At 47.8% G+C, this 22,158-nt stretch carries 19 protein-coding genes; 8 read left to right on the top strand and 11 right to left on the bottom strand.

All coding sequences use genetic code 11. From position 1 onward, the window contains the following. Window positions 1-35: 35 nt before the first annotated feature. The 9 genes from ACX9NY_RS11035 to ACX9NY_RS11075 form a co-directional block, all read right to left on the bottom strand. The gene (locus tag ACX9NY_RS11035) at window positions 36-1,034 is read right to left on the bottom strand and encodes an ABC transporter substrate-binding protein (RefSeq protein WP_472478579.1); all 999 of its coding nucleotides are present in this window, start codon (window positions 1,032-1,034) and stop codon (window positions 36-38) included. Window positions 1,035-1,219: 185 nt separating this feature from the next. Beyond that, window positions 1,220-1,594, bottom strand: a complete 375-nt coding sequence (locus tag ACX9NY_RS11040) for a hypothetical protein (protein WP_339241994.1) — start codon at window positions 1,592-1,594, stop codon at window positions 1,220-1,222. Window positions 1,595-1,616: 22 nt separating this feature from the next. Continuing rightward, entirely contained in the window at window positions 1,617-2,279 is a 663-nt protein-coding gene (locus tag ACX9NY_RS11045) for a 3'-5' exonuclease (RefSeq protein ID WP_339241992.1), read from the bottom strand. A gap of 61 nt (window positions 2,280-2,340) precedes the next feature. Continuing rightward, window positions 2,341-2,919 (bottom strand): histidine phosphatase family protein, encoded by a 579-nt coding sequence (locus ACX9NY_RS11050; protein ID WP_472478580.1) that lies wholly within the window; start codon window positions 2,917-2,919, stop codon window positions 2,341-2,343. Beyond that, complete coding sequence (locus ACX9NY_RS11055; protein ID WP_472478581.1) at window positions 2,916-5,135, bottom strand: class I SAM-dependent methyltransferase; 2,220 nt, start codon at window positions 5,133-5,135, stop codon at window positions 2,916-2,918. The genes ACX9NY_RS11050 and ACX9NY_RS11055 overlap by 4 nt, the downstream gene beginning before the upstream one ends. Window positions 5,136-5,207: 72 nt before the next feature. Beyond that, window positions 5,208-6,020 (bottom strand): phosphotransferase family protein, encoded by an 813-nt coding sequence (locus ACX9NY_RS11060; RefSeq protein WP_472478582.1) that lies wholly within the window; start codon window positions 6,018-6,020, stop codon window positions 5,208-5,210. A 14-nt stretch (window positions 6,021-6,034) separates the two neighbouring features. Further along, entirely contained in the window at window positions 6,035-6,625 is a 591-nt protein-coding gene (locus ACX9NY_RS11065) for a GNAT family N-acetyltransferase (RefSeq protein ID WP_472478583.1), read from the bottom strand. Between the two features lie 8 nt (window positions 6,626-6,633). Then, on the bottom strand, window positions 6,634-7,080 hold the full coding sequence (locus tag ACX9NY_RS11070; RefSeq protein ID WP_339241983.1) for a RidA family protein: 447 nt from the start codon (window positions 7,078-7,080) through the stop codon (window positions 6,634-6,636). Between the two features lie 17 nt (window positions 7,081-7,097). Beyond that, window positions 7,098-7,979 (bottom strand): AraC family transcriptional regulator, encoded by an 882-nt coding sequence (locus ACX9NY_RS11075; RefSeq protein ID WP_472478584.1) that lies wholly within the window; start codon window positions 7,977-7,979, stop codon window positions 7,098-7,100. Between the two features lie 127 nt (window positions 7,980-8,106). Here ACX9NY_RS11075 and ACX9NY_RS11080 point away from each other — a divergent pair, with 127 nt between their 5' ends. The 7 genes from ACX9NY_RS11080 to ACX9NY_RS11110 all read left to right on the top strand — a co-directional run bounded on the left by ACX9NY_RS11080 (window position 8,107) and on the right by ACX9NY_RS11110 (window position 17,786). Continuing rightward, window positions 8,107-9,396, top strand: coding sequence for a Gfo/Idh/MocA family oxidoreductase (locus ACX9NY_RS11080; RefSeq protein ID WP_472478585.1), 1,290 nt, complete (start codon window positions 8,107-8,109; stop codon window positions 9,394-9,396). Window positions 9,397-9,514: 118 nt separating this feature from the next. Continuing rightward, window positions 9,515-11,332, top strand: coding sequence for a sensor histidine kinase (locus tag ACX9NY_RS11085; RefSeq protein WP_472478586.1), 1,818 nt, complete (start codon window positions 9,515-9,517; stop codon window positions 11,330-11,332). Further along, the gene (locus ACX9NY_RS11090; protein ID WP_472478587.1) at window positions 11,304-12,863 is read left to right on the top strand and encodes a response regulator; all 1,560 of its coding nucleotides are present in this window, start codon (window positions 11,304-11,306) and stop codon (window positions 12,861-12,863) included. The genes ACX9NY_RS11085 and ACX9NY_RS11090 overlap by 29 nt, the downstream gene beginning before the upstream one ends. Before the next feature lie 116 nt (window positions 12,864-12,979). Further along, window positions 12,980-13,894: a carbohydrate ABC transporter permease gene (locus ACX9NY_RS11095; protein WP_091016954.1), complete on the top strand. Its 915-nt coding sequence runs from the start codon at window positions 12,980-12,982 to the stop codon at window positions 13,892-13,894. Window positions 13,895-13,899: 5 nt separating this feature from the next. Beyond that, window positions 13,900-14,739 (top strand): carbohydrate ABC transporter permease, encoded by an 840-nt coding sequence (locus ACX9NY_RS11100; protein ID WP_339260701.1) that lies wholly within the window; start codon window positions 13,900-13,902, stop codon window positions 14,737-14,739. A 39-nt stretch (window positions 14,740-14,778) separates the two neighbouring features. Beyond that, window positions 14,779-16,107: an ABC transporter substrate-binding protein gene (locus ACX9NY_RS11105; RefSeq protein WP_472478588.1), complete on the top strand. Its 1,329-nt coding sequence runs from the start codon at window positions 14,779-14,781 to the stop codon at window positions 16,105-16,107. A 23-nt stretch (window positions 16,108-16,130) separates the two neighbouring features. Then, entirely contained in the window at window positions 16,131-17,786 is a 1,656-nt protein-coding gene (locus ACX9NY_RS11110; protein WP_472478589.1) for an MGH1-like glycoside hydrolase domain-containing protein, read from the top strand. Between the two features lie 72 nt (window positions 17,787-17,858). Here ACX9NY_RS11110 and ACX9NY_RS11115 read toward each other — a convergent pair whose 3' ends face one another. Further along, window positions 17,859-18,203, bottom strand: coding sequence for a hypothetical protein (locus tag ACX9NY_RS11115; protein WP_253434362.1), 345 nt, complete (start codon window positions 18,201-18,203; stop codon window positions 17,859-17,861). A gap of 124 nt (window positions 18,204-18,327) precedes the next feature. On the opposite strand from ACX9NY_RS11115, the gene ACX9NY_RS11120 reads away from it, so the two are divergent. After that, entirely contained in the window at window positions 18,328-18,750 is a 423-nt protein-coding gene (locus ACX9NY_RS11120) for a hypothetical protein (protein WP_472478590.1), read from the top strand. 200 nt (window positions 18,751-18,950) lie between these two features. Here the strand turns inward: ACX9NY_RS11120 and ACX9NY_RS11125 are convergent, their stop codons facing one another. Further along, complete coding sequence (locus ACX9NY_RS11125; protein ID WP_472478591.1) at window positions 18,951-22,124, bottom strand: bifunctional cytochrome P450/NADPH--P450 reductase; 3,174 nt, start codon at window positions 22,122-22,124, stop codon at window positions 18,951-18,953. Window positions 22,125-22,158: the final 34 nt, after the last annotated feature.

Genomic DNA, 22,158 nt, shown 5'->3' on the forward strand with positions numbered 1-22,158 from the left:
CCTCGCTGAAGAACTTTCTTTCTTATAGGGTTATACTATGGAGTCATCTTTTCCAAGAGATCATCAATTTTCATGGAATTCGCTGTAATTGCACCTGATTGCCAATGTGATCTTTCCATGATGTACACCTGATTGTTTTTAACCGCTGGAAGGGATTGCCATAACCTGCTGTCAAGCACCTTCAAAGCTTCCTTGTTCTCGGGAGATGACCATTCTCCATTGGAAGGGAAAATGATAAGATGATCCGCATCAAGCTGCGGGATGGCCTCCTCAGACAGAATTTCCTGATATTCCTCCATCTTGCTAACCAGAGGATGCGGTGTTAGACCAAGCTCTGAATAGATAAATCCGGTCAATCGATTTTTCACACCGAACAGTGCCAGTGTGTCATCGTTAACATTCAGGCGGACCACTGCGACGCTCTCGTCCCCGACCGCTTCCTTCAGTTTCGATTTGGCATCTGCAATCTTGGCCCCGAATGCCGCAGCAACTTCTTCACCCTTGTCTGATTTACCTACAACATCGGCAATGGTTTTTAACATTTGATCGGCGTCCTGCAGTACTTCCTCAGGCAAGCGATACGTTGGTGCCACCTTGGAATACATCTCATATTTCTCCATGTCCGCTCCCCCATCCACAATGATGAGATCCGGATCATATTGCAATAAGGCCTCAATGCTGCCTGTAGTATCAAATTGCGGCACATCCAGTCCTAAATACTCCTGCACACCCCACATCGGATTATACCACTGCACGACAGGTGTAATATCGAGCGCCTTCAGATAATCTTCTACATAGATTCCAGCAATTCGTTGTGGCTGAACCGGAATCGTTACATCTCCAAATTCATCCTGTACAACTCGTGTCGCAGGCTCTGTCTCGGTTACGGATGTATTTTCTCCCGAAGCTGCACTTTCAGTTGCAGGAGTCTGTTCCGCATTGGTAGCGGTATTTGTACTACATCCCGAAATCACCAGACCCATGAACAGTAATGTGATCGTCCACCCTTTTATACCTTTAATAAAACCTACCATGATACCCTTCACCCCTATATGATCTGTTGATATAATCGTGAGAATGATATACACATAACGTATAATGATTATCATTCTCATCTATTGCTTAGGTGAATTGTAACTCATGCTTCAACCGACTCACAATGTACATTTGATGCTATTTTTTTATACAAACGAGAAGAGCCAACATGGCTCACCCCCGCTTATCGCAGGGGCAACCTACCTTGACGATAACTTTCCAGCAGCTTGTTCACAAAGATATCATTCACCATATCCTGTAACAGTGCAGCGCCAATTAAACCCAGATCATCACTCACATACCCCGCTAACTCAGGTTCGCCAGTGAGTGCTAACGTTTGTTTGAACGCCTGTTCCCTGCATGCGCGCAGCACCTCTTCTTCAGCCACAGCAGTAGCTTGAGCCCATCGTTCAAAGGATTGCATCCACTCGTCAGCAAACGTTGAGGCATCCCTGTCATCCAGATAAACCTCTACATCCAATCCTTCGAATGTCTGCTGAGTCAGAATCCGTCCTTCGTTAAGTTCCGACAGCAGCTTCTCCACATCTGTTCTGCTCATCGATCTCCCCTCCAGTTCTTCATTATGTCAGATACATCTCAGGTATAACAAAACGCTTCATCATGCGCTTGGGATCAGCTGTAAAATGATTCAATTGAAGTTCCTCGTATTCACTAAGGATACATTCAAAGATACCAGCGATCACACCACAGTCTGCCAGAGCATTGTGCCTGTGAACTCCATCTGTATTCAGATCGTAATACCGAATCAGAAAATCCGTAGAGACGACCTCGTTAATCTCAGGATGAATGTACGTGAACATCGCTTTTGTATCCAATACCAGATTAGTGAACATCGGGAGACCATACTCATCACAATGTCGCTTCAAGATGGGCAGATCATATTCATATCCGGCTTGGGTCACAAGAACGCTATCACCAATGAATTCCTGAAAGGACTGAAATGCTTCTACAAACGACGGAGCCTCTACCATATCCTCATTCGAAATGCCTGTTAATTTGGCCACAGCTTCTGGTATAGGTTTGTCCGCCCGTGTAAGTGAAGAAAATGTTGTATTACATTGTTGACCTCTTTGGTAATGCATCGCACCGAATTGTGTCACACTCTCCACCACAGGATTAATGCCCGTACCTTCGAGATCAAATATGCAGTACATTCTATCCTGTAATGGGGATACGCTTAGATTTTCAATAAAGTATGTATCAGGTAACAGCGTCATTTTCATCCGTTCAACTCACACCTCTCTATTCTCATCACGCTTAATGTATTTCTCATGTATTAACCTGTCACTCCCACAATCTTGTTACCTGGATCAACTTGTGCATTTCGTCAAACTGCAACTTATAGATATCCGGCATCGTAGTCTTCTCCCAGAAATCATAACCGTAGGAAGCATCATAGTGTTGAAAAATAAGCGTCATCACGTCTCCATGGGTTCCGATGATTACCTTGTGACCCGCATGTTTATCCAGAATTCTATCGATCACCGCTACTGCCCTTGAGCGAGCCTGTTCACCAGACTCTCCTCCAGGATATGCATACGTAGAGTCGCGGTACAATCGCTGCTTGGCTTCACGAAAATTATCATGCTTCACATCCGAACTCGACAACTGGCGTTCACGCAGATCTTCCTCTGTCACCACAATTCCACCTGACCGATCTGCCAGAATCTGAATTGTATCCACCGCTCGCCTATACGGGCTGGAATAGAACAGTTGAATCTGCTCCCCTTGGAGCAGACTGGCAACCGTCCCTGCATCTTGATGACCTTGTTCTGTCAGCCCACGCTCGCGCTCTTGTCCTTCAACATACCTAGACTCCGCATGTCTGACAAAATACAAAAACGTACTGGCCTCGCTCATCATCCATCCGCCAACCCCTTCTTCTCAATGACAATCAGGCAGGTACTGTCTGGCAAAGGCGCAGGGGAACCATCTTCCTTCATGAAGATCATTCGTTCTCCAAGTGCTTCCGTATAACCCTCCTGAAGGAAATGTTCGAAGGTGATCATTTCGGCTTGTTCGCCCAGCGCTTCTAGAATACAGTTCTTATAGTCGGTCGGCGTAAAGATACCGAACTGTTCCTGTATCTCATGTACATATGCCTCTTCCCCCCACGTATAGGTGTAGAGAAATTCCATCGCATCGTTGATTGGCATGACGACCTCGTTGTCTGATATTCGTTCATATTGAATTGCACGTCCCTGAAAATCCTCTGCATACCGCTCCAGCCATCGCAGCCCATCCGGTTCCAGGAAACGAATCCGGCGCTTTTGCGCCTCGGGTTCACTCATGATGCCATCCCGAATCAGAATTCTTCCTCCAGGTGACAGTACACGGAATGAACTTCTCAGCGCTGCCACAACCGTATCGGAATTAAATCTTCGACCGTCCAGTTCAATATATGAATATAACTCATGCAGAATGGATGAGAAAATAACCGTATCCACGGTGCCTGGCTGCACATATTGCTCCAGTTGCAGGGCATCGCCCTTCATCACTTGCCAGCGATGTCCCTCGCGCTGTTTTTTGCGCTCCAGCGCTTCAATGACATTGGCTGAGATATCGATACCGATCGGCTCCACTTCCGGTTTTTCCTGCTCAATCAGATCCAGCAGAATCCCTCCACCTGGACCGATATCAAGTACCCGTTTACCGACGATATAGTCGAGCAGTACTTTTTTATAATCACCGGAGCTGTTCATATCGGACAAATACGTTTCTTCGTTGTGGAACCGGTCATAGGCATCCCGGCGTAATCCGAACAGGTCAAATAACAGCAGCACAGCCTTCTCATATAATGGTGACTTTTCCGCTTCAATACAGAATGCGATGAGCTTCTCGGCAGCGGGGGAAAATTCGAAGGTCACGAATAATGTATCTGGCAGATCCACATGACGCTCCACGCGATGGGTTAGGTGGGGATAGACGATCTGCTCCCCTGCCGCAATCTGTTCCCACGTGTATTGTTCCAAATATTTTTCAATCATTCGTTTCTTATAAATATTGAGCTTCTTGACCCCTTTGTAGTCGTAATACATCGTATTCATCAATGGTTCGAAGCTGATATGGCGGACTATATCAGACTGTTTCTTGATGGATGTTGGAGTCATACTCTCGCTACGTAGCGTCAACAGGAACACTTTCACCATCTCCTGCAACGAGAAATCCTGCATGGCCGACTCTACATACCACAGGGTACGATGGGCCAGCGGAGCCAGTATCTGTTCCACATCCAGTTCCGTCTGAAGTTTGGCATAAGCCGTATCCATAGCTTCTCCCTGCCGGATGGATGAACTTCTTAATCGGGATAACCGTTCCTTCACGCTCCAGTCCTCATGATCCGGTCCAGCAATAATCCAGCCTACAATTCGCTGTACCTCAGCCTGAACCTGAACCCATAACGCTGGATCAACGCCTGCAATAATGCACTCATTTAATGCCAACAGTATGGTGTGCAGTTCTTCTGTAGTAAGCCATCCTTTAGCGATCAAGTCGTGCAGCGGAGCATTCTCGGCAAATGGAATCTCGCCGCGTATGTATTGACCAATAAGTCCATGCGTAGCAATTAGAGTACGAATAACCTCATGCCTTGGTGTGTCTGAAGTCAACACAGCATGCTTGCTTATATAAGCGTTCTTACTTAAGGCATCGCTCAGAGAACCAGGTTGATTCATACTCGTTCCCCCGCTCTTACTGATGTCATTATCCAGGTGCTCTGGCCCTTCGTATAGATCATATAACTGGGCGGACCCCACATTGTGCACAAACAGATTAACGCCCTGCTTCTGCCATACACGCCGCTGCTCACGTGATCCGGCCTTCGCTGTCTCTGACCAGATTAGAACCTCCTCCAGAATTTCTCGCACCCAAAAAGAAACCTGAAGCTTCTCCAGCACACGCAGTGTACGCTCGGTGTAATCCAGCACCGGATTCGTTCCCTCAAGTTCCGCGATGGAATGAATGCGTTCGAGGTTAATATGGGGTTTCTCTGCTGCTGCCAGCAGTTGCAGCCACGGCTGCTGGGCCTCCGGCGTGTTACCTGACTTGTATGATTGTATGGCCATTAATGATTGCAGCATGAATTCGTCCCCTCTCGTTCTCTACCCTACCTGTCATCGTAGTGTCTGTGTAAATAATCTTAAAGTTAACTTTTATAACAGACGAAGTCGTTCCTGAACCAACTTGAGCAGCTGCTCCACCTCTTGAGCAGGCAGATCCTCATCAAGACGCGCGGCAGCAACGGGAAGTATCCAGGATTCGATTGATTCAAGTGTAATCCCGGACAGTTGCATATAATGATGCATGTAATATTCAACCAGCGACTCACGAGCCGTTTCAAACCCCATTCGTACAGCAGGCTCTGTATTCTCCGGCAAAGTGCTGCTCATTAATATTACCCAGCTTCGAGCCGCATCACCCGCAGGATCTCCTGACATACCAGTCATCCAATCGATAACCCAGTATTGATCGCCAGCATCACTGAGCATAACATTATCGGGGTGAAAATCGCCATGACAGATTTGCTGTTGATCAGGCAATATTGTTAAGTATGAGAGGATTCGCGCTTGATCACCCTCTGATAATAATCGAACATTGCGAATTGCTCCGGATAGAATCTGCTTTTGGGAGGGCAGTGCTCCTTCATCATCTCGTTCGCAATGAAGTCTGTAATGACAGTCAGCCATCATGAACGCCAACTGCTCCAGTAATTCAGGTTGCTGAATAATAAGGGATAACAGGGTATTCCCCTGAAGTCGTTCAAAGACAATGCCCGCACGCGGCGTAGTATGTTCTATTAAGGATATTGCTTGTGGGACGGGCAGTCCTTTCTTGTACGCCAACTCACTTATTCTAAATTCATTTTGGACCGCTTCGAGTGGAAAATCCATTCGATATAACTTCATAATGTGCTCGTTCGAATACGCATAGATTTCCGCAGTTCTTCCCTGACCAATTCGCTCCATATCTACCCGCCCTTTTACTCGAACTCAATTCCTCTGACTTTAGAGAAAACCATATAATCGACCAAAGTACCTGTACTATTCCGCCGCATCTTGCGTAGTGTGCCTTCCAGTGTATAACCCGCCCTTTCAGCTACTTTGGCACTTCGCACATTACGCGCATCACAGCGTATCTCCAGACGGTTCGCCTCCAGATGCGTAATGGCAAATTGCTCAATGCCTTTCACCGCTTCCGTCATCAACCCCTCACCAGCTCGTGAAGTTCGAATCCAGTAACCAATCTCGAAACAACGTGCATTCCAGTCGATGCGATGTAACCCGCTGCTGCCTACCAATTCATCCGTGTGTCTGTCTCGCAGATGAAGCATCAGGTCGGTACGTTCCAGATATTTCAGTCTTGCTCTGCGAACAGTCATCTCGGACTCTTCCAATGACGGGATCTTCTCCGCAAAAGGCAACCACAATCGCAGCTGCTCCGCACTTTCACGGACCGCTTCATTGACTGCCGCACCGTCCCCCCACTGCGGGGCACGAATCGTGAGGCGTTCCGTTTGGAAGCTATCGGGAATCGTTAGCATAATTGGATTAAATGAAGTCGATTCTGTCATGGTTAGATCTACTCCTCTACTTGAAATATGGAATCAATGATCAAGGGCAAATTATCCCTAACAGATACGGCACCAAATACCGAACGAGCATGTACACCCTGATCCCCGAATACCTCCATCATCAGATCGGAGAATCCATTCAGGACTTTATGATGTTCCTGGTATGAAGCGGACGCATTGATAAAGCCCTGCACTTTAACCACTCTCTTCACCTGATCCAGTGAACCCAGCACATCTCGAACGACAGCGAGCACTTCCAGTCCGGCATTCCGGGCAAAATCATATCCCTGCTCAGTTGTGAAGTCTGATCCCAGTTTTCCACGTTCCGAGGTATCAGGTCCTTTCCCGGATACATACATGATGCCATTAACAATAACAGCATTGGCATATTTCGCCGCAGGGGCACTGGCCTGTGGCAAAGTGATCCCCAGTTCATTTAATCTCGCTTCAATCATCGTATACTCGCTCCCTCTCATAAGGTCCTTACGGAACCCGATTCCTTGTTTTCCTGCCTGTAAACTCTTGGTGATACCTGTACGGTTCGCTTAAACATCTTGCCAAAATGAGAGAAGTTACTGAAGCCGGCAAGCCAAGCAACATCCGTAATAGATTCCTCACTTTCCCGCAGCAAACGCTGTGCTTCCTTCACCCGTAACAGATTCAGATAATCACTGAAGGTAAAGCCCGTTGTTTGTTTGAACAATCGACTCAGATAATGCGGACTAATGCGAAACATCCCCGCCACCTCCGGTAGTGTCAGTGGCTTCTGATAATTCTCATTCAGGTAACGAACAACGGCCTGTGTCTTGGGATGAAGAACCGGCTCACGATCATCGGAGCATAACCTGCCCAGATGCTGATTACGATGGGCATGAAGCAACAATTCAATAGCCCGGTGACGAAGCAATAGGTTGCTTCCCGGCTGGGGACGAAGCATTTCATCGACCATTTCGCTAACCATGCGCTGCAATACCTCCGTGACCTGTGAAGGAAACCTTATAATAGGGATCTCCCAGCAGAAGGGCTCCTTCAAGGCTTCGACTAACTCCGTTGAAATAGCCATGGCTGCAAAAAGCTCAGGCTTCAAATACAGCACCATCCGCTCATGGTCGGGCATGCCGCTCTCCAAGGTCTTATGCACCGTATTGCGGTCAACAAACACCAGGTCACCAGCCTTTACCCGGTAGGTCCGATCCTTGATGAAATAGATACGCTCGCCAGACAACAGGTAATACAACTCATAATGATCATGCAGGTGGTCATCCGTCATCGAGAAATATCCAATGCGACGATCATATTCAATATGTAGTAAATCCGTGGGATCATGAAAATCTGCACTGAAAGGTTCTGTCATGTCGGCCTCTCTCCTTTCCATAAATTATAGCAAAATATGCGGCATTTGAAAGCGGTTACGCATAAAATGCGGCGAAAGAAGTACTCCCTTGTTATAGTCTAAAGCTATATTCAAGGAGGCGATAGACATGAGTAGCAAGAAACGTTATGTATTAGTCGGAACCGGCGGCCGTGCGGAATTCTTTTATGGTGCATTAACCCGGGATTACAGGGATACTTCCGAGCTCGTCGGCTTTTGTGATATAAATCAAGTCCGCATGAACTACGCGAATCAACTGCTGAAGGAAAAGTACGATTATCCAGAGGTACCCACCTATCCTGCGGATCAGTTTGATCAGATGATTGAGAACGAGAAGCCTGACTATGTCATCGTAACCAGCGTTGACCGTACCCATCACAAGTACATCATTCGCGCGATGGAACTGGGTTGTGACGTTGTCACCGAGAAACCAATGACGATCGATGAGGAGAAATGCCAGGACATCCTGGATGCAGTCAAGCGCACTGGCCAGAACGTCAGGGTTACCTTTAACTACCGTTATGCGCCGCACCATACGAAGATTCGGGAACTTATTCTGAATGATACCATCGGAAAAGTCACGTCCGTTCACTTTGAATGGCTGCTGAATACACGCCACGGGGCAGATTATTTCCGCCGTTGGCATCGGGACAAGCGTAATAGCGGCGGACTGCTCGTGCACAAATCCACCCATCACTTCGATTTGGTGAATTTCTGGATTGGTTCGCAACCGGAGACCGTGTTTGCATTCGGTGATCTGATGTATTACGGCAGAGAAAACGCAGAAGAACGCGGTGTAACGCAGTTCTACAATCGAGCAACCGGCAACCCGATCGCGAAGGAAGATCCTTTTGCACTGCATTTGGATTCGGATGCTCATATGAAGTCCATGTATCTGGATGCCGAATCAGAAGATGGTTATCAGCGGGATCAGAGTGTATTTGGGGATGGCATTAACATTGAGGATACGATGGGTGTGCTTGTGAAGTATCGGAGCAAAGCCATTCTGACGTACTCCCTCGTTGCCTATCAGCCATGGGAAGGGTACCGCATTGCCATTAACGGCACCAAAGGCCGGATTGAGATGAACATTGTGGAGCAATCCTATGTCAATTCATTAGGTGACAAAAGTAAAGAAGGTGCATTGATCGGTAAAACGTTGCGGGTCCTTCCGATGTTCGGTGCGCCATATGAGGTTGAAGTGGAGGAAAAAGCAGGTGGACACGGCGGTGGTGACCCAGTGCTGCTGAATGATCTGTTCGGAGAGCCTGTAGAAGATCCGTTCCATCGCGCAGCTAATCATGTGGACGGTGCCAGATCCATTCTGACGGGCATTGCGGCCAATCGCGCCATCGCCACGGGTTTGCCTGTCAACGTCAATAATCTGGTTCGTTTCTAAGTCTCCCAAATCTGCACTACATTATTATTTTTTTTAAAGGCTGCGCATATCACGCAGTCTTTTTTATATTTTTATAATTACTCTGCGCTCAAGTCGACTCGGTAGAAGGAGGAAATCCATGTTCTTCTCTTTAAAAAACCGCCTGATTGCCTTTATCGTTGTCCTGTTTGTCCTCGCTTTTGGCACACTCTCCTACCTGCTCTTCAAGGAATCACGCACGGTCATTCGCTCTTATATCGAATCCTCTGCTCTTGAGAAAATGGAGGAATACGGTTCATACGTAGACATGGTACAGATACAGATCTATGATGTTGCCTCACTTGTTTTCAATAGTGATATGGGCAAGAACTGGGATAACGCGATCAGTGATCCTAACCTTCCGGAAGGAGAAAAGATGCTGGCCAACCTCGCGATGAGCCGTTTCCTCACTCAGGCAACCAACAGTTACACCAGTATCTCGGATGTATCCATCTATCGACGGAATGGACTGCGAATTGGCAGCGAGAATCAGGTAACATATGACCCTGCCTTTGTACAAGAATCCTGGTACACGAATTTCTATACATTGGGGGAACGCTGGTTACCTGCACACACCGATCAGCATGAACGTGTCAGAGATCATGGCAATCCGGTGGTCAGTCTGCTGATACCTATTGGCACCTTTCATCATGCTACAGCGCAGAATGTCATGAAGGTGAATGTCAGTGAATCCTACTTTCTGGAACCGCTCCGGCGTATCCACCTGGCGGAGAATAGCACTATTTTTCTACTGGGCGAGCAAGGAAATCCCATTCTCTCACAGCAGGTAGACACGTTAGGTGCTGTAGCTACCGCAGAGATCGATCGATTTCGAAACAGCCCGCTCAAATCTGGTGTGGCATACCTCACTAACCATGAAGGACAGCGAGACATCCTTGTTTTCAAGAAACTGGGGCGTACCGGCTGGATGTTGGCAGGTCTGGCACCTGAAAAGGAAATGTATCTCTCTCTCCATAAGCTCCAAAGCACGATTGTGGTGGTGACAATTGTCCTAATTCTGGTCTCCCTCTTGGCGGCCGCATGGTTATCCCACGGCGTAACCAAACCTTTGACCAGACTGGTGCTGGCGATGAGACAGGTTCAACGAGGTGCTTTTGACCAGGCGGATTCACTTCTGCCTCCAGATAAAAATGTAAAGAGTGAGATCAGTTATGTCATCTTTACCTTCCGTTATATGATCAGTCAGCTGCGGCAGCATATCCAGAATGAATTCGAGCTGAAGCTGCTTCGCCAACAAGCAGAGTATAAAGCACTTCTCATACAGATTAATCCACATTTTATGTTCAATACCTTGGAGCTGGTAAGCAGTCTTGCCATTCAGCGTAGAACGGAAGATACGGTTCAGGTCATTGAGGATTTGGGTAAAATGATGCGCTTTTCCATTAATACCAATGACGATCTTGTTCCCCTAACCGAAGAACTGGATTATGTGCAGCGTTATATCTCCATCTTACAGACTCGTTTCGGTCATAAGCTCAACATTTCGATAACAAAGGAAGGCACACTGAACGCCTTGGTCATCATCAAGTTTATACTACAGCCACTTATTGAAAATGCAGTGAAATACAGCTTCCAGCATCAGACAACAGCTCAGATTCAGATTCGAATCAATCGGCTAGATGATCGTCTGCATATCCGCGTTTCCGACAACGGACCGGGTATTCCAGCAGAGATAATCCATAACATGCATCACCCTGATGCTTCCCCCTCATTGGAATCCATTTTGCTTAATGAAGGCTGGCATATTGGACTGGGCAATGTGATTGCTCGTTGCCGCCTACATTACGGTGCCTTGTTCACGGTTCATATGAAGAACGATGAGAGCAGTGGTGCATGTATTGAACTGACTCTACCCGTACAGGAGGAATATGATGTACAACGTATTAATCGCAGATGACGAGATCGAAGTTCGCGAAGGATTAAAATTGAAAGTCGATTGGCACGGCATGGGCTTTGTCATAACAGGGGAAGCGTCTAACGGGATCGAAGCGGATGAACTTTTACAATCTGAACATTTTGACTTGCTGATTACCGATATGAATATGCCTGTCATGGATGGCATCAGACTATTGGATGCCTGCCGCAGTTATAACCCTTCCATTCAGATTATCATTATCACGGGTTATGAAGATTTTCAATATGCCAGAGCGGGGGTCCGCAGCCAGGTGATGGATTATTTACTGAAGCCAGTAACCCGGGATGAATTGAAAGCCACATTAGGCAAAATCAAAGCGGATCTGGATGAACAACGTAAAATTCGAGGCGACTCTGAATTGCTGCATTGGCGACTCTCTCAGTATTACCGGGAAATGAAGGAACGTTTCCTTCTTGATCTCGTCAAAGGTAATCGCCTACCGCCTTCCTCTATGCCAGAACGACTCCGATTGTTCCATCTCGAATCATGGCAGGATCAGAAGGTCTGTTTCATCACCGCGAGTATAAGTCACTCGGACAAGCCGGATATTCGAAAAGATCGATTACCCGAGCAGATGCATCTTCCTTTCGAGATGCTATGTTATGAAATCGCCCGGTCTGATTCAGACAATGTCCAGGTATTTCATGATTCGGCACACGCAGGCATCATGCATTTCATGGTACAAGATGGTATGCAGCATGAATTCATCCAACAGCTCAGGGAACATACGGCATCGGTTTTTTCCATGGAACTCAAGATTGGGATGGGACTTTCTGTATCCGGACTTGAGCACTGGAAAGAAGGTTATATCCATTCCCTTTTGGCATGGAATTCAGCTGAACGGGCTGTCAGCGGGCTGAACCCTCAGGCAGGAACAGACTATAGTCCATTACTGCCGGAGGAAACGACACGCACGCTGCATCGTTGCCTCATTCGTGGGGAACTGGACTCCTTCCGCAGCATCATCCATAAGGAAATTCACGAGGCATTCCAGCTCTCTCCTTCCCGAATGACAAGAACTATTTTTCAAATTTCACTGTTGATGGATTTTCCTATGGCCCCGGAATGGATACTGTGGCTTAAGACACCAGATCAAGCAGAACGCTTATTAATGCAATGGGCTCAAGACTTCCTGGGTCGACAACTTCCTTCGGAAAATGGGAATGGGACGGTTATAGAGTTAGCCAAGCGATATATCGAAGAGAACTACATGCAGGAGCTCACGTTGACGTTACTCGCTGAACGATTCAACTATTACCCTACCTATTTCTCCGAATTGTTTAAGGAAGGGGCAGGTACCTCTTTCGTTCAATATGTGACGGGTGTTCGGATGAAACATGCCTTGCAACTGCTGAAGGATACTCAATTAACGGTATGGGATATTACTGAACTGACAGGTTTCAGTTCGCCAAGTTATTTCAGTTCGAAATTCAAAAGAATGTTCAACATGAGTCCTTCAGACTATCGGTTGCAGCATTCCGAAAAAATCGATAATCATGATCCGAAGAAATAAGATTCAAGCTTCTCCCCTTCCCCGGTATGATGTGGTTACCCAGAGAACGACGCATGTTGTAAGCGGATTCACAGTGGGTAACCATGAATTTTATCGATTCAGAAGGGAGGCACATGATGAAAAAACAGACCAAGCCCTTATACGGTCAGCAGAATACCACAGCCTACTTGTTTCTTCTGCCCTGGCTGATCGGACTCTTCTGTCTGACACTGGGACCGATGATTGCGTCCCTATACTTATCCATGACCAAATTCAATCTGCTGTCATCACCGACTTGGACTGGACTTAGCAACTATGTTCACATCTTTACCGAGGACGATACCTTTCGCAGGTCCCTCGGGCTGACATTTTATTATGTCTTTTTATCCGTTCCTCTAAGGCTTGCCTTTGCTCTACTGGTGGCAATGGCGCTGAACAAAGGAATTCGAGCCCTCGGCATCTACCGGACCGTATATTACATCCCTTCCCTCTTGGGCGGGAGCGTCGCGATCGCAATCGTCTGGCGTCAACTCTTTGAGGGGAACGGACTGGTCAACCAGTTTCTAAGCTGGTTTGGCATCTCTGGTCCGTCCTGGATTGCGCATCCGGATTATGTGGTTTATACCATCATCACGCTATCTGTGTGGCAATTTGGGTCTGCCATGGTCATCTTTCTTGCGGGTCTGAAACAGATCCCGGCAGACTTGTATGAAGCTTCCGATGTCGATGGAGCGGGAAAGATACGTCAATTTTTCGGAATCACCCTGCCCATGCTCTCCCCCGTTATCTTTTTTAACCTGATCATGAGCATGATCAATTCATTCCAGGCGTTTACACCCGCTTACGTGATCGGAGATGGCCGCGGGGGTCCACTCGATGCAACAATGTTCTATACCTTGTATCTGTATCTGAAAGGTTTCTCGTTCTTTGATATGGGTTATGCTTCGGCTCTGGCTTGGATCATGTTGGTCATTATCGGCGTATTCACCGCAATCGTCTTTGTTACATCCCGATTTTGGGTGTTCTACGGGGATAATCAGGAGGGGAGGTAATGCATATGCCAATCAAACGACAACTGGTTCAGGCCGGGAGGCATGCCGCCATTATACTTTTCGGTCTGCTGATGTTATATCCTGTACTATGGTTAATTCTCAGTTCGTTTAAACCGAACCATCTCATTTTCACCAGTGGCAGTCTTTTCCCAACCAGCTTCACGCTGGAGCACTATATTAATGGCTGGAAAGGTCTGCAGGGCATCTCCTTTGGCCGTTTCTTCGGCAACTCCGTGCTGATCTCGGTCATGAGTGTGCTGGGTAATGTGATCTCCTGTTCCCTTGCAGCCTTTGCTTTCTCCAGATTGAAGTTCAGATTCAAAGGCCTGTGGTTCAGCATGATGTTGATCACAATTATGTTGCCTTACCATGTTACTCTGGTGCCCCAGTACATTCTCTATAATGAGCTTCAATGGATTAATACGTATTTCCCGCTGATTCTGCCCAAGTGGCTCGCGCAGGATTCCTTCTTCATCTTGCTCATGGTTCAATTCATACGCGGTATACCGCGGGAACTGGACGAGAGTGCAACCATTGACGGTTGCGGGCAATCACAGATCTTTTTCAGAATCGTAGTGCCTCTGCTCATTCCGGCACTGATTACAACAGCGATCTTCACCTTCCTGTGGAGCTGGGATGACTTTTTCAGCCAGATGATCTATCTGAGCAAAATTGATCTGTTCACCGTGCAGCTGGGCATCCGGTCTCTCTTTGATCCCTCAGGACAATCCGATTGGGGAGCATTGCTCGCCATGTCTACCCTGTCACTGCTTCCCGTGACCATCATCTTTTTACTGTTTCAACGATATTTCCTTGAAGGCATTGCGACAACAGGTCTGAAGTAACAACACGTTTCTCATTATCCATAGTCAGGGGGATTCACCATGTTCAAACGTTTCATGATCGGTATAATCACTTCACTTTTGTTATTCGTAACAGCTTGCTCTGGAACAGACCATACAGGTGCTACTAATAATACAGGCGACGGTAATAACAATGGAACTACCGAGGGCGGACAGGTCGAACTTCGCATCATGTGGTGGGGTGACCAGAAACGGGCAGATATTACGAATGAAGCCCTGAAGATCTTTCAGGCAAAACATCCGGATATTAAAATTTCAGGTGAATTTGCACCCTCCTCTGGATATTTCGACAAGCTAAATACCCAGTTGGCATCAGGCACAGCACCGGATATCTTTTTCCTCGGGGGAAATGTCGTTGATTATGCCCAAAAAGATGTCCTGCTTAACCTTGACCCCTATGTTGGCAACGAACTGAATCTCGACGGTATGGATGAAACGATGATCGAATACGGACGTCTCGACGGGAAGTTGCAACATATCTCTGCCGGTGCGAACGCACGGGGAATTGTTGTTAACAAGGCACTCTTTGAGAAAGCCGGCGTGCCTTTGCCAGCTGCGGATTGGGACTGGGCGGACTATGCCACCATCAGTAAGGCGTTATCCGACAAACTCGGGGACGGCTTCTATGGAACCTATAATTTCACCGTCGACGGGATGGATATTTTTCTCAAACAAAGGGGTAAACAACTGTATGACATGAAAAACGGTACACTCGGATTCGCCAAGGAAGACATTCTAGAATGGTTCCAATATTGGGAGAAGACTTCGGCATCCGGCGGTGTAGTCACACCGGAATTGCAGGTTTCCAACCCGCATGATGATACTAGTAAATCCCTGTTGATCACAGGCAAAGCAGCCATGACTCTCCTGCCTTCCAACCAGCTCGCTGCATTCCAGAGCTTGACGGAAGATCCTTTGGTTCTTCTCCCTGTACCACGAGGTCCTAAGGGAACGGGAGTTGTATTTGAATCCAGTCAGGGATTATCAGGTTACGCGAATACCAAACATCCGAAGGAAGTGGCAATGTTAATGGACTTCTGGATTCATGATCCGGAAGCAGCCAAAATTCTTGGTAATGACCGCGGCGTGCCTGTTACGGAAGCCAATCGTACTCTTCTTCAGGAAGGTGCAGGCCCTGTGGAGGAGATTGTCTATAACTATACAAATCTTGTCTCCGAAGCTACGAAGACTGAACCTTTTGACGTCAGCTACAACCCGCCGGGATTTGCAGAATTCTCCAAATTAGCTCAGACGACGAATCAGGAGATCGGATTTGGACGAAAAAGTGTGGAACAGGCTGTCTCCGACTTCTATAACGGAACCGTTCGCATCTTTGAGTCGAATCAATAAGCAGAAGCTGTGAGGAGGAACATATGACAGAAGAGATACTGAATCGTCTACGCAACATGTCGATCATGGATCAAGTTCAGCCTGTTAAACCGGAAGATCAGCAGTTATTACAGGAATGGCATGCATCTGGTGTCCAGTTTGCAGCATCGGGCGGACGAATGGAAGCTACGTATTATGTGGCAGTGCAAAAATTGCTTGCTTGCATCCTGCCCATGGGAGACAGCGATCCCATTTTACAAGAAGGCGGCATCTATCTGGGATGTTGGTTAGAGAGCACAGGTACCATCAATGCGGAGCTACTGTCTCGCCTGCTGCCTTCCGTATCCGAAACAACGTACCTCGCATTAGCCGAGCAGCAAAGAGATGATGGATTGCTTCCGTATAAACTCACGGCTACCGGGCCTTCTTTCCGGCAAATTCAGTTGGTCACTCCACTGGCACGCAGTGTGTGGAACCACTATCAGCTTCATGATAATGATGGCAAGCAGTCACCTTTCCTGAGCACCATGTACAAGGCTATGGTTCGTTACGATGAATGGATTGCACGAAACCGTAATACACGAGGAACCGGCTGTGTAGAGGCCTTCAGTACGTTTGACACCGGACATGACTTATCCCCCCGATTCTGGCATGTTCCGGATACACCTTATATGAATGATGCTTCTGCCTACCACCCGGATTCTCCGATTCTGCCCTTTCTGGCACCGGATCTGACTGCTAATATTTATTGTCAGCGCATGTATCTGTCCCGCATAGCTGAGGAGCTGGGGGAGTCGGGAACGGATTGGAAAGCCAAAGCCGAGTCCAGCCTGGAAAGTCTCTTTCGCTATTGTTACGACGAACAGGATATGTTCTTCTATGATCGGGATCGCAATGACGAATTCGTCAGAGTGCAATCCGATGTGCTGCTCCGCGTGTTGGCCTGCGAGGTGGGCAACCGTGAATTGTTCGATAACCTACTACGGCGGTACCTGTTGAATACAAGCAAGTTTTTCGCTAAATACCCATTTACATCGATCTCAATGGATGATCCCCGATTCGATCCGTTTTCCTCCTATAACAGCTGGGGAGGCGCATCCAATTTTCTGAGTCTAATCCGGGCACCACACGCATTTGAGTATCATCATCGATATGTGGAGCTAACCTGGGTTATGCAGCCTATCTTGTCTGCTCTGTCCAAAGATAAGCGTTTTGGTCAGGTACTCAGCCCGTGGACCGGAGAACAAGGTTTTACCGAGACATACTCACCTTCCATCCTCTGTCTCCTTGATTATGTCGAGCGATTATGCGGAATTATGCCTGTTGGATCGAATAGGCTCTGGTTTACCGGACTGCTCCCCATCGATATGGATCATGGTGAGGTCGTATCTGGCAACACGGCTTATAGCCGTAAGGTCCGTGGAATAGGATATGAATTGGTGAACACCCCGGATCGCATGACCGTATATAAGGAGGGCAATGTTCATCTGGACGGCCCGTCAGGAATTCGCCTTGTAACCGACTGTAGTGGACATCTGGAAGCCGTCATCGGAATGACCGTTCGCACCGTCGAGGGAGAGCTTTTCTACCAAGGAGAATGCATCCCAATTCGGATCAAAGGAAATGAAATGCAGCGTTACGTTGACGGAGGGTTCAGAACCGAGCGCGATATTGGCATCATCCATCCTGCGTATCGTTAATTGTTGTTATGCAAAAAGCGCAAGTTGCGGAGGCTTACTGCCCTGCACTTGCGCTCTTGTATTACTTTATTTCTACACTTTCCGGTTCCACGCCGGGTGACGATAAAATTCTATTGTATCAATATAATTTACCGTGAAATGCTGTTCTACATCCGAGAGGTTCAACAGTTTGCGGTCGATTTGCTTCATCCCCATGACCACATCATGTCTTAACAGGTCCATCGCAATTTTGCCTACAAACCCGCCTTCCATCTCCTTATGCTTGGCACGAAACTCTTCATTATAGATCATTTCAGGCGTGAATGCTGCTTCGACGAATGCATTAACAAGCGTAAGCTCATTGCCATCCATCTGTACTGCCAAATAATAATTGCCACGCTCATCCTGAATGAGGTCTTTATACATCTCAACGATCACTTGAATCACTCCTCTATTATAAAATGAAACCCCGTTAGCCGTAACGAACATGGGCTATCAAACGTACACCTTCCTACCCCTTGCCTTCATATACTAGGTACAAATGGCGAACGGAGGAATTCTTATGAGCTGGCAGCATCTCCATACTGGCAAAACACTTCAACAGCGTCTGGCAGAACTCCAGGGGCACCTTGCAGAACTGAATACTCCACTCTCCGGGTTGGAACCGGGACGTATTCGTCGTGTCTATCCAAGGCAGTTTATCAAAGTAAACCGTCAGTTATTCATTCCGCTCAGTCTGAATTCCATTCGGGTATTTGATATTCCTCGAACACGGCGAGGCGTCAGAGTGGGAATCCGCACGACGTTCCCTTCCTGGAATGCATTTAACAATATCAGACTGGTAGGCGTGGGACTGGATTATCTTGAACTCCAGGGAAAAGGCAGAGTCCCTTCCTGTATTCTATTCCCTCTCTCCAGCGTCGAGTCGATCTATCGACCAACCACTGGAAGAAAAAAACTCAGACGACCTTGTAGACGGAAATAAAGCTGGTTCTTTTCGCAAACCATACAATGGTTCCCGAACGCCTACCATACGGGTGCTCCCTTCCAATATTTCATTATAACCCATGCAACCACTTCTCTGCTGAAGAATCATTTTATGTCAAAAAGCGGTGAGCACAGAACTGCTTCTGTATCTCACCGCTCAGCCAGTTACGGATCAAACTGATCCTTCACATGTGTACATCAGATACCTGTCCATACATCCTTGGCATAACGACCTTCCTGCTGAAGGTGATCAAGCCAATCTGCTGCTTCCTGCGCGGATTTGCCATGAAGTTCAGCGTATGCCTGCTGGAGTGTAGCTTCCACATCAGGTGCCATCTTGCTGCCATCACCGCAGATATACAGATGCGCACCCTTTTCAAGTAAAGGAATCAGATGCCGGGCATCGTCTCTCATCAAATGCTGTACATAACATTTCTCTTCTCCGTCCACTCGGGAGAACGCCGTATGAAGCTCGACAAGCCCTTCTTGCTGGGCTGCTTCCAATTCATTTTTGTATAGATAATCATGCTCGGGATTCCGACATCCAAAGTATAGATGTGCTTCGCCAAGCTCTTGACCTTGTTCCTTCAACACATGTCTTGCTTGTATAAAACCACGGAATGGGGCAACGCCTGTACCCGGCCCTACCATGATGACGGGAACCTGTGTATCTTCCGGCAGTTGGAAACCGGATTCCGGTGTCCGCGTGAACATGACGATCTCGTCACCCGGTTTCAGGTTAGCCAGATAGTTGGACGCAATGCCTTTGTATTCTCCCTGTCCACTCCATGCCGGAGCACGCACCACACTCACCGTAATACTCGCTTGATCGGGCTGAACACGCGGTGAACTGGAGATCGAATAATATCTGGCTTTCAGTGAAGGCAGTAATTCAAGGAAGCGCTCAAACGGCAGTTCACATGCCTCATATTTCACCAGATAATCCAGCATGGAGATCCGTTTATTCCGAACTTCATCCATATACACAGATTCATCAAGCAACGCTTCAAGCTCCTTCTTATGCGGTGGACATACCGTGTATGCTGCCATTTCTCTGAGCTGAGCACGAGTTGCGGCTTCTTGAAGCTCAACGCTGTGACTAAGCAGGTCATACAGGTTAACCGGTTGATGCAGCGGCAGATGTGCGGCACTTCTACCCGATGCATCGAGAACCAGATGCTCCGTTCCCGTGAATCCATACCGACGGAGTACACGTTCCACCAACTCCGGTGGGTTTTGTGGCAGAATGCCCAGATGATCCCCTTCCTTGTAGGTGATGCCTTCAGGCAATTTGATCTCGAGGTGACGTGTACTCCGTTCACTACCCGCGTCGTGAAGCTCTCTGTTCTCGAGTACTTCTGCCACATGAGCATCATACGTATCCGCAAGCGGTGTTACGGCGAGCCCACTGACAAACTGTACTGATAGTGAGCTGCGTTCGCTATTGGAACTTGTGTTTAGCTTCAGTCCCATTGTTCGTGCGAGATCCGGCCATAATTGCTCTGTCCAATCCCCCACCTGTTTCTCAAAATCTCCGCTTGCATCGGACTCACCCAAGGGCGATAACCGCTCTGCTCCTCTAGAAGATAACTGTTCATCGATTAGACGCGGAATACGCTGATAGGTGCTGGCCCAGTTGTGGTCACCGCATCCCAGAACGGCGAAACGCACCCCATTGAATTCATTGGCATCCGCGTGTTCGATCCACTCGACAAACATCTTCGCATTGCTAGGCGGCTGACCGTTATAGGATGCACTGACAATAATAACGGCGCCATCCTTCGGCAGTTGGCCAACACGATCATCAAGCGCAGCAACCTCGCTCCGGAAACCTTGATATCTGGCAGTATCCGCAATCTCACGTGCTATGCCTTCCGCCGTTCCCAGATTGGAACCGTATAGAACAAGCATCGGTGTGTGGTGAGCATTCGCAGCATCCGGTTCTGTTCTTTTGGCAACTGGCTTCGGTTCTTCGACCGCTACACCTGGCACGGCCATGACGGGCTGGCCTCCACGCGCACGTACCCGAATGGTGAAGTTATCCGGTTTGAGCGTCAGCGTTTCTTTCACCTTTAATTGATAATCGGAATGATCGATGAAGTCAAAATGCTTGAGCACCATGCCCAGCACCAGCGTTGCTTCCTGAAGTGCAAACTGCTGACCAATGCAGGCCCGTTGACCATTACCGAAAGGTTTGTAGGCATCATGCGGCACTTTGCTCGGATCTTCGAACCGTTCCGGGCGGAAGTCCTCTACGTCATCTCCCCATGCTTCGCGGTCGCGATGCAGCTTGGGAATAAGTACACTGACGCTGTCGCCTTTTTGCAAAGGATATTGACCCGCAAGTACCGTATCCTCTTTGGCATACAGAGAAAATGCCGGGGCCGTCGGCCATAACCGCAAGGCTTCGTTCAAAACCATGCGAACGTACTTCAGATTGCGAACCTGGTTGTACGTTGGAACCGGATCTTTTAGAATCTGATCCACTTCTGCTTGGGCCTTAGCCAGTGTATCCGGGTTCTTCATCAGATAATAGACGGCGAAGGATAATAGACCACTTGTGGTCTCATGTCCAGCAATCAGGAACGTAATAATCTGATAACGGATGTTCTCATCATCCAGGGTTTCTCCCGTTTCCGGGTCCTTGCCCCTGAGCATGTGGGACAATAGATCATCCGCGCCTTCCTGTGGTTTCTCTTTGCGCTCGGCAATAATGTGATCCACCAAAGAGAACATGGAACGGATATCCTGTTCAAACTGTTTCTTTTTGGTGATCATCAGCTTGTCTTGCAGACGCAGTCGCTGCAATGAACTCATGGATTCGTCCAGTGCACGAACCATGCTTGTAATGAATGGATGTGGTTCTTCCCGGTAGAAGCTGTTAAACCTGTAGTTGAACCCACAGAGTCCAATCGTATCGAGTGTAAGACGTGTCATATCATCCGGAACGTTAACCGTTTCATCCGGATTTAATCGTGACCATTTCTGAACCAGCTGTACCGCCAGATCAATCATTTTGTTGTGATATCCCTGCATGGCACGTTGACTGAAACTTGGCAGCAGTACGTTATGAGCTTTTTTCCAATTCGGTTCCTCGGTCCAACTCGTGAATAGTCCATCTCCTGCAAAAGCACGAACCTTGGCAAGGGGTGCCCACACACGTTTGTCAAACTTGGATTCATCCGTTACCTCGGCGACCAGTTCGTGACCTGAAATATACAATTCACTTCGTCCGGGATACTCCATACGAAAGATCGGTCCATATTCTTCAGCCAGTTTCACCAGGGACTGCACCGGCTCTTCAAAGTTCAATTGCGGCAAATTGCCCAGTGGGCCAAATGTTTTCGGTTGAGGCACTGAAATTGGTGGCATGACACTCACTCCTTCTTTCCAACTTTAGAGTTTT

The organism is Paenibacillus sp. CB74, from assembly GCF_055687625.1.

Excerpts from the sequence above, each read along its gene's own strand:
- ACX9NY_RS11035 (WP_472478579.1), bottom strand. The coding sequence starts at position 1,034 with ATGGTAGGTTTTATTAAAGGTATAAAAGGGTGGACGATCACATTACTG.
- ACX9NY_RS11040 (WP_339241994.1), bottom strand. The coding sequence starts at position 1,594 with ATGAGCAGAACAGATGTGGAGAAGCTGCTGTCGGAACTTAACGAAGGA.
- ACX9NY_RS11045 (WP_339241992.1), bottom strand. The coding sequence starts at position 2,279 with ATGAAAATGACGCTGTTACCTGATACATACTTTATTGAAAATCTAAGC.
- ACX9NY_RS11050 (WP_472478580.1), bottom strand. The coding sequence starts at position 2,919 with ATGATGAGCGAGGCCAGTACGTTTTTGTATTTTGTCAGACATGCGGAG.
- ACX9NY_RS11055 (WP_472478581.1), bottom strand. The coding sequence starts at position 5,135 with ATGCTGCAATCATTAATGGCCATACAATCATACAAGTCAGGTAACACG.
- ACX9NY_RS11060 (WP_472478582.1), bottom strand. The coding sequence starts at position 6,020 with ATGGAGCGAATTGGTCAGGGAAGAACTGCGGAAATCTATGCGTATTCG.
- ACX9NY_RS11065 (WP_472478583.1), bottom strand. The coding sequence starts at position 6,625 with ATGACAGAATCGACTTCATTTAATCCAATTATGCTAACGATTCCCGAT.
- ACX9NY_RS11070 (WP_339241983.1), bottom strand. The coding sequence starts at position 7,080 with ATGATTGAAGCGAGATTAAATGAACTGGGGATCACTTTGCCACAGGCC.
- ACX9NY_RS11075 (WP_472478584.1), bottom strand. The coding sequence starts at position 7,979 with ATGACAGAACCTTTCAGTGCAGATTTTCATGATCCCACGGATTTACTA.
- ACX9NY_RS11080 (WP_472478585.1), top strand. The coding sequence starts at position 8,107 with ATGAGTAGCAAGAAACGTTATGTATTAGTCGGAACCGGCGGCCGTGCG.
- ACX9NY_RS11085 (WP_472478586.1), top strand. The coding sequence starts at position 9,515 with ATGTTCTTCTCTTTAAAAAACCGCCTGATTGCCTTTATCGTTGTCCTG.
- ACX9NY_RS11090 (WP_472478587.1), top strand. The coding sequence starts at position 11,304 with ATGATGTACAACGTATTAATCGCAGATGACGAGATCGAAGTTCGCGAA.
- ACX9NY_RS11095 (WP_091016954.1), top strand. The coding sequence starts at position 12,980 with ATGAAAAAACAGACCAAGCCCTTATACGGTCAGCAGAATACCACAGCC.
- ACX9NY_RS11100 (WP_339260701.1), top strand. The coding sequence starts at position 13,900 with ATGCCAATCAAACGACAACTGGTTCAGGCCGGGAGGCATGCCGCCATT.
- ACX9NY_RS11105 (WP_472478588.1), top strand. The coding sequence starts at position 14,779 with ATGTTCAAACGTTTCATGATCGGTATAATCACTTCACTTTTGTTATTC.
- ACX9NY_RS11110 (WP_472478589.1), top strand. The coding sequence starts at position 16,131 with ATGACAGAAGAGATACTGAATCGTCTACGCAACATGTCGATCATGGAT.
- ACX9NY_RS11120 (WP_472478590.1), top strand. The coding sequence starts at position 18,328 with ATGAGCTGGCAGCATCTCCATACTGGCAAAACACTTCAACAGCGTCTG.
- ACX9NY_RS11125 (WP_472478591.1), bottom strand. The coding sequence starts at position 22,124 with ATGCCACCAATTTCAGTGCCTCAACCGAAAACATTTGGCCCACTGGGC.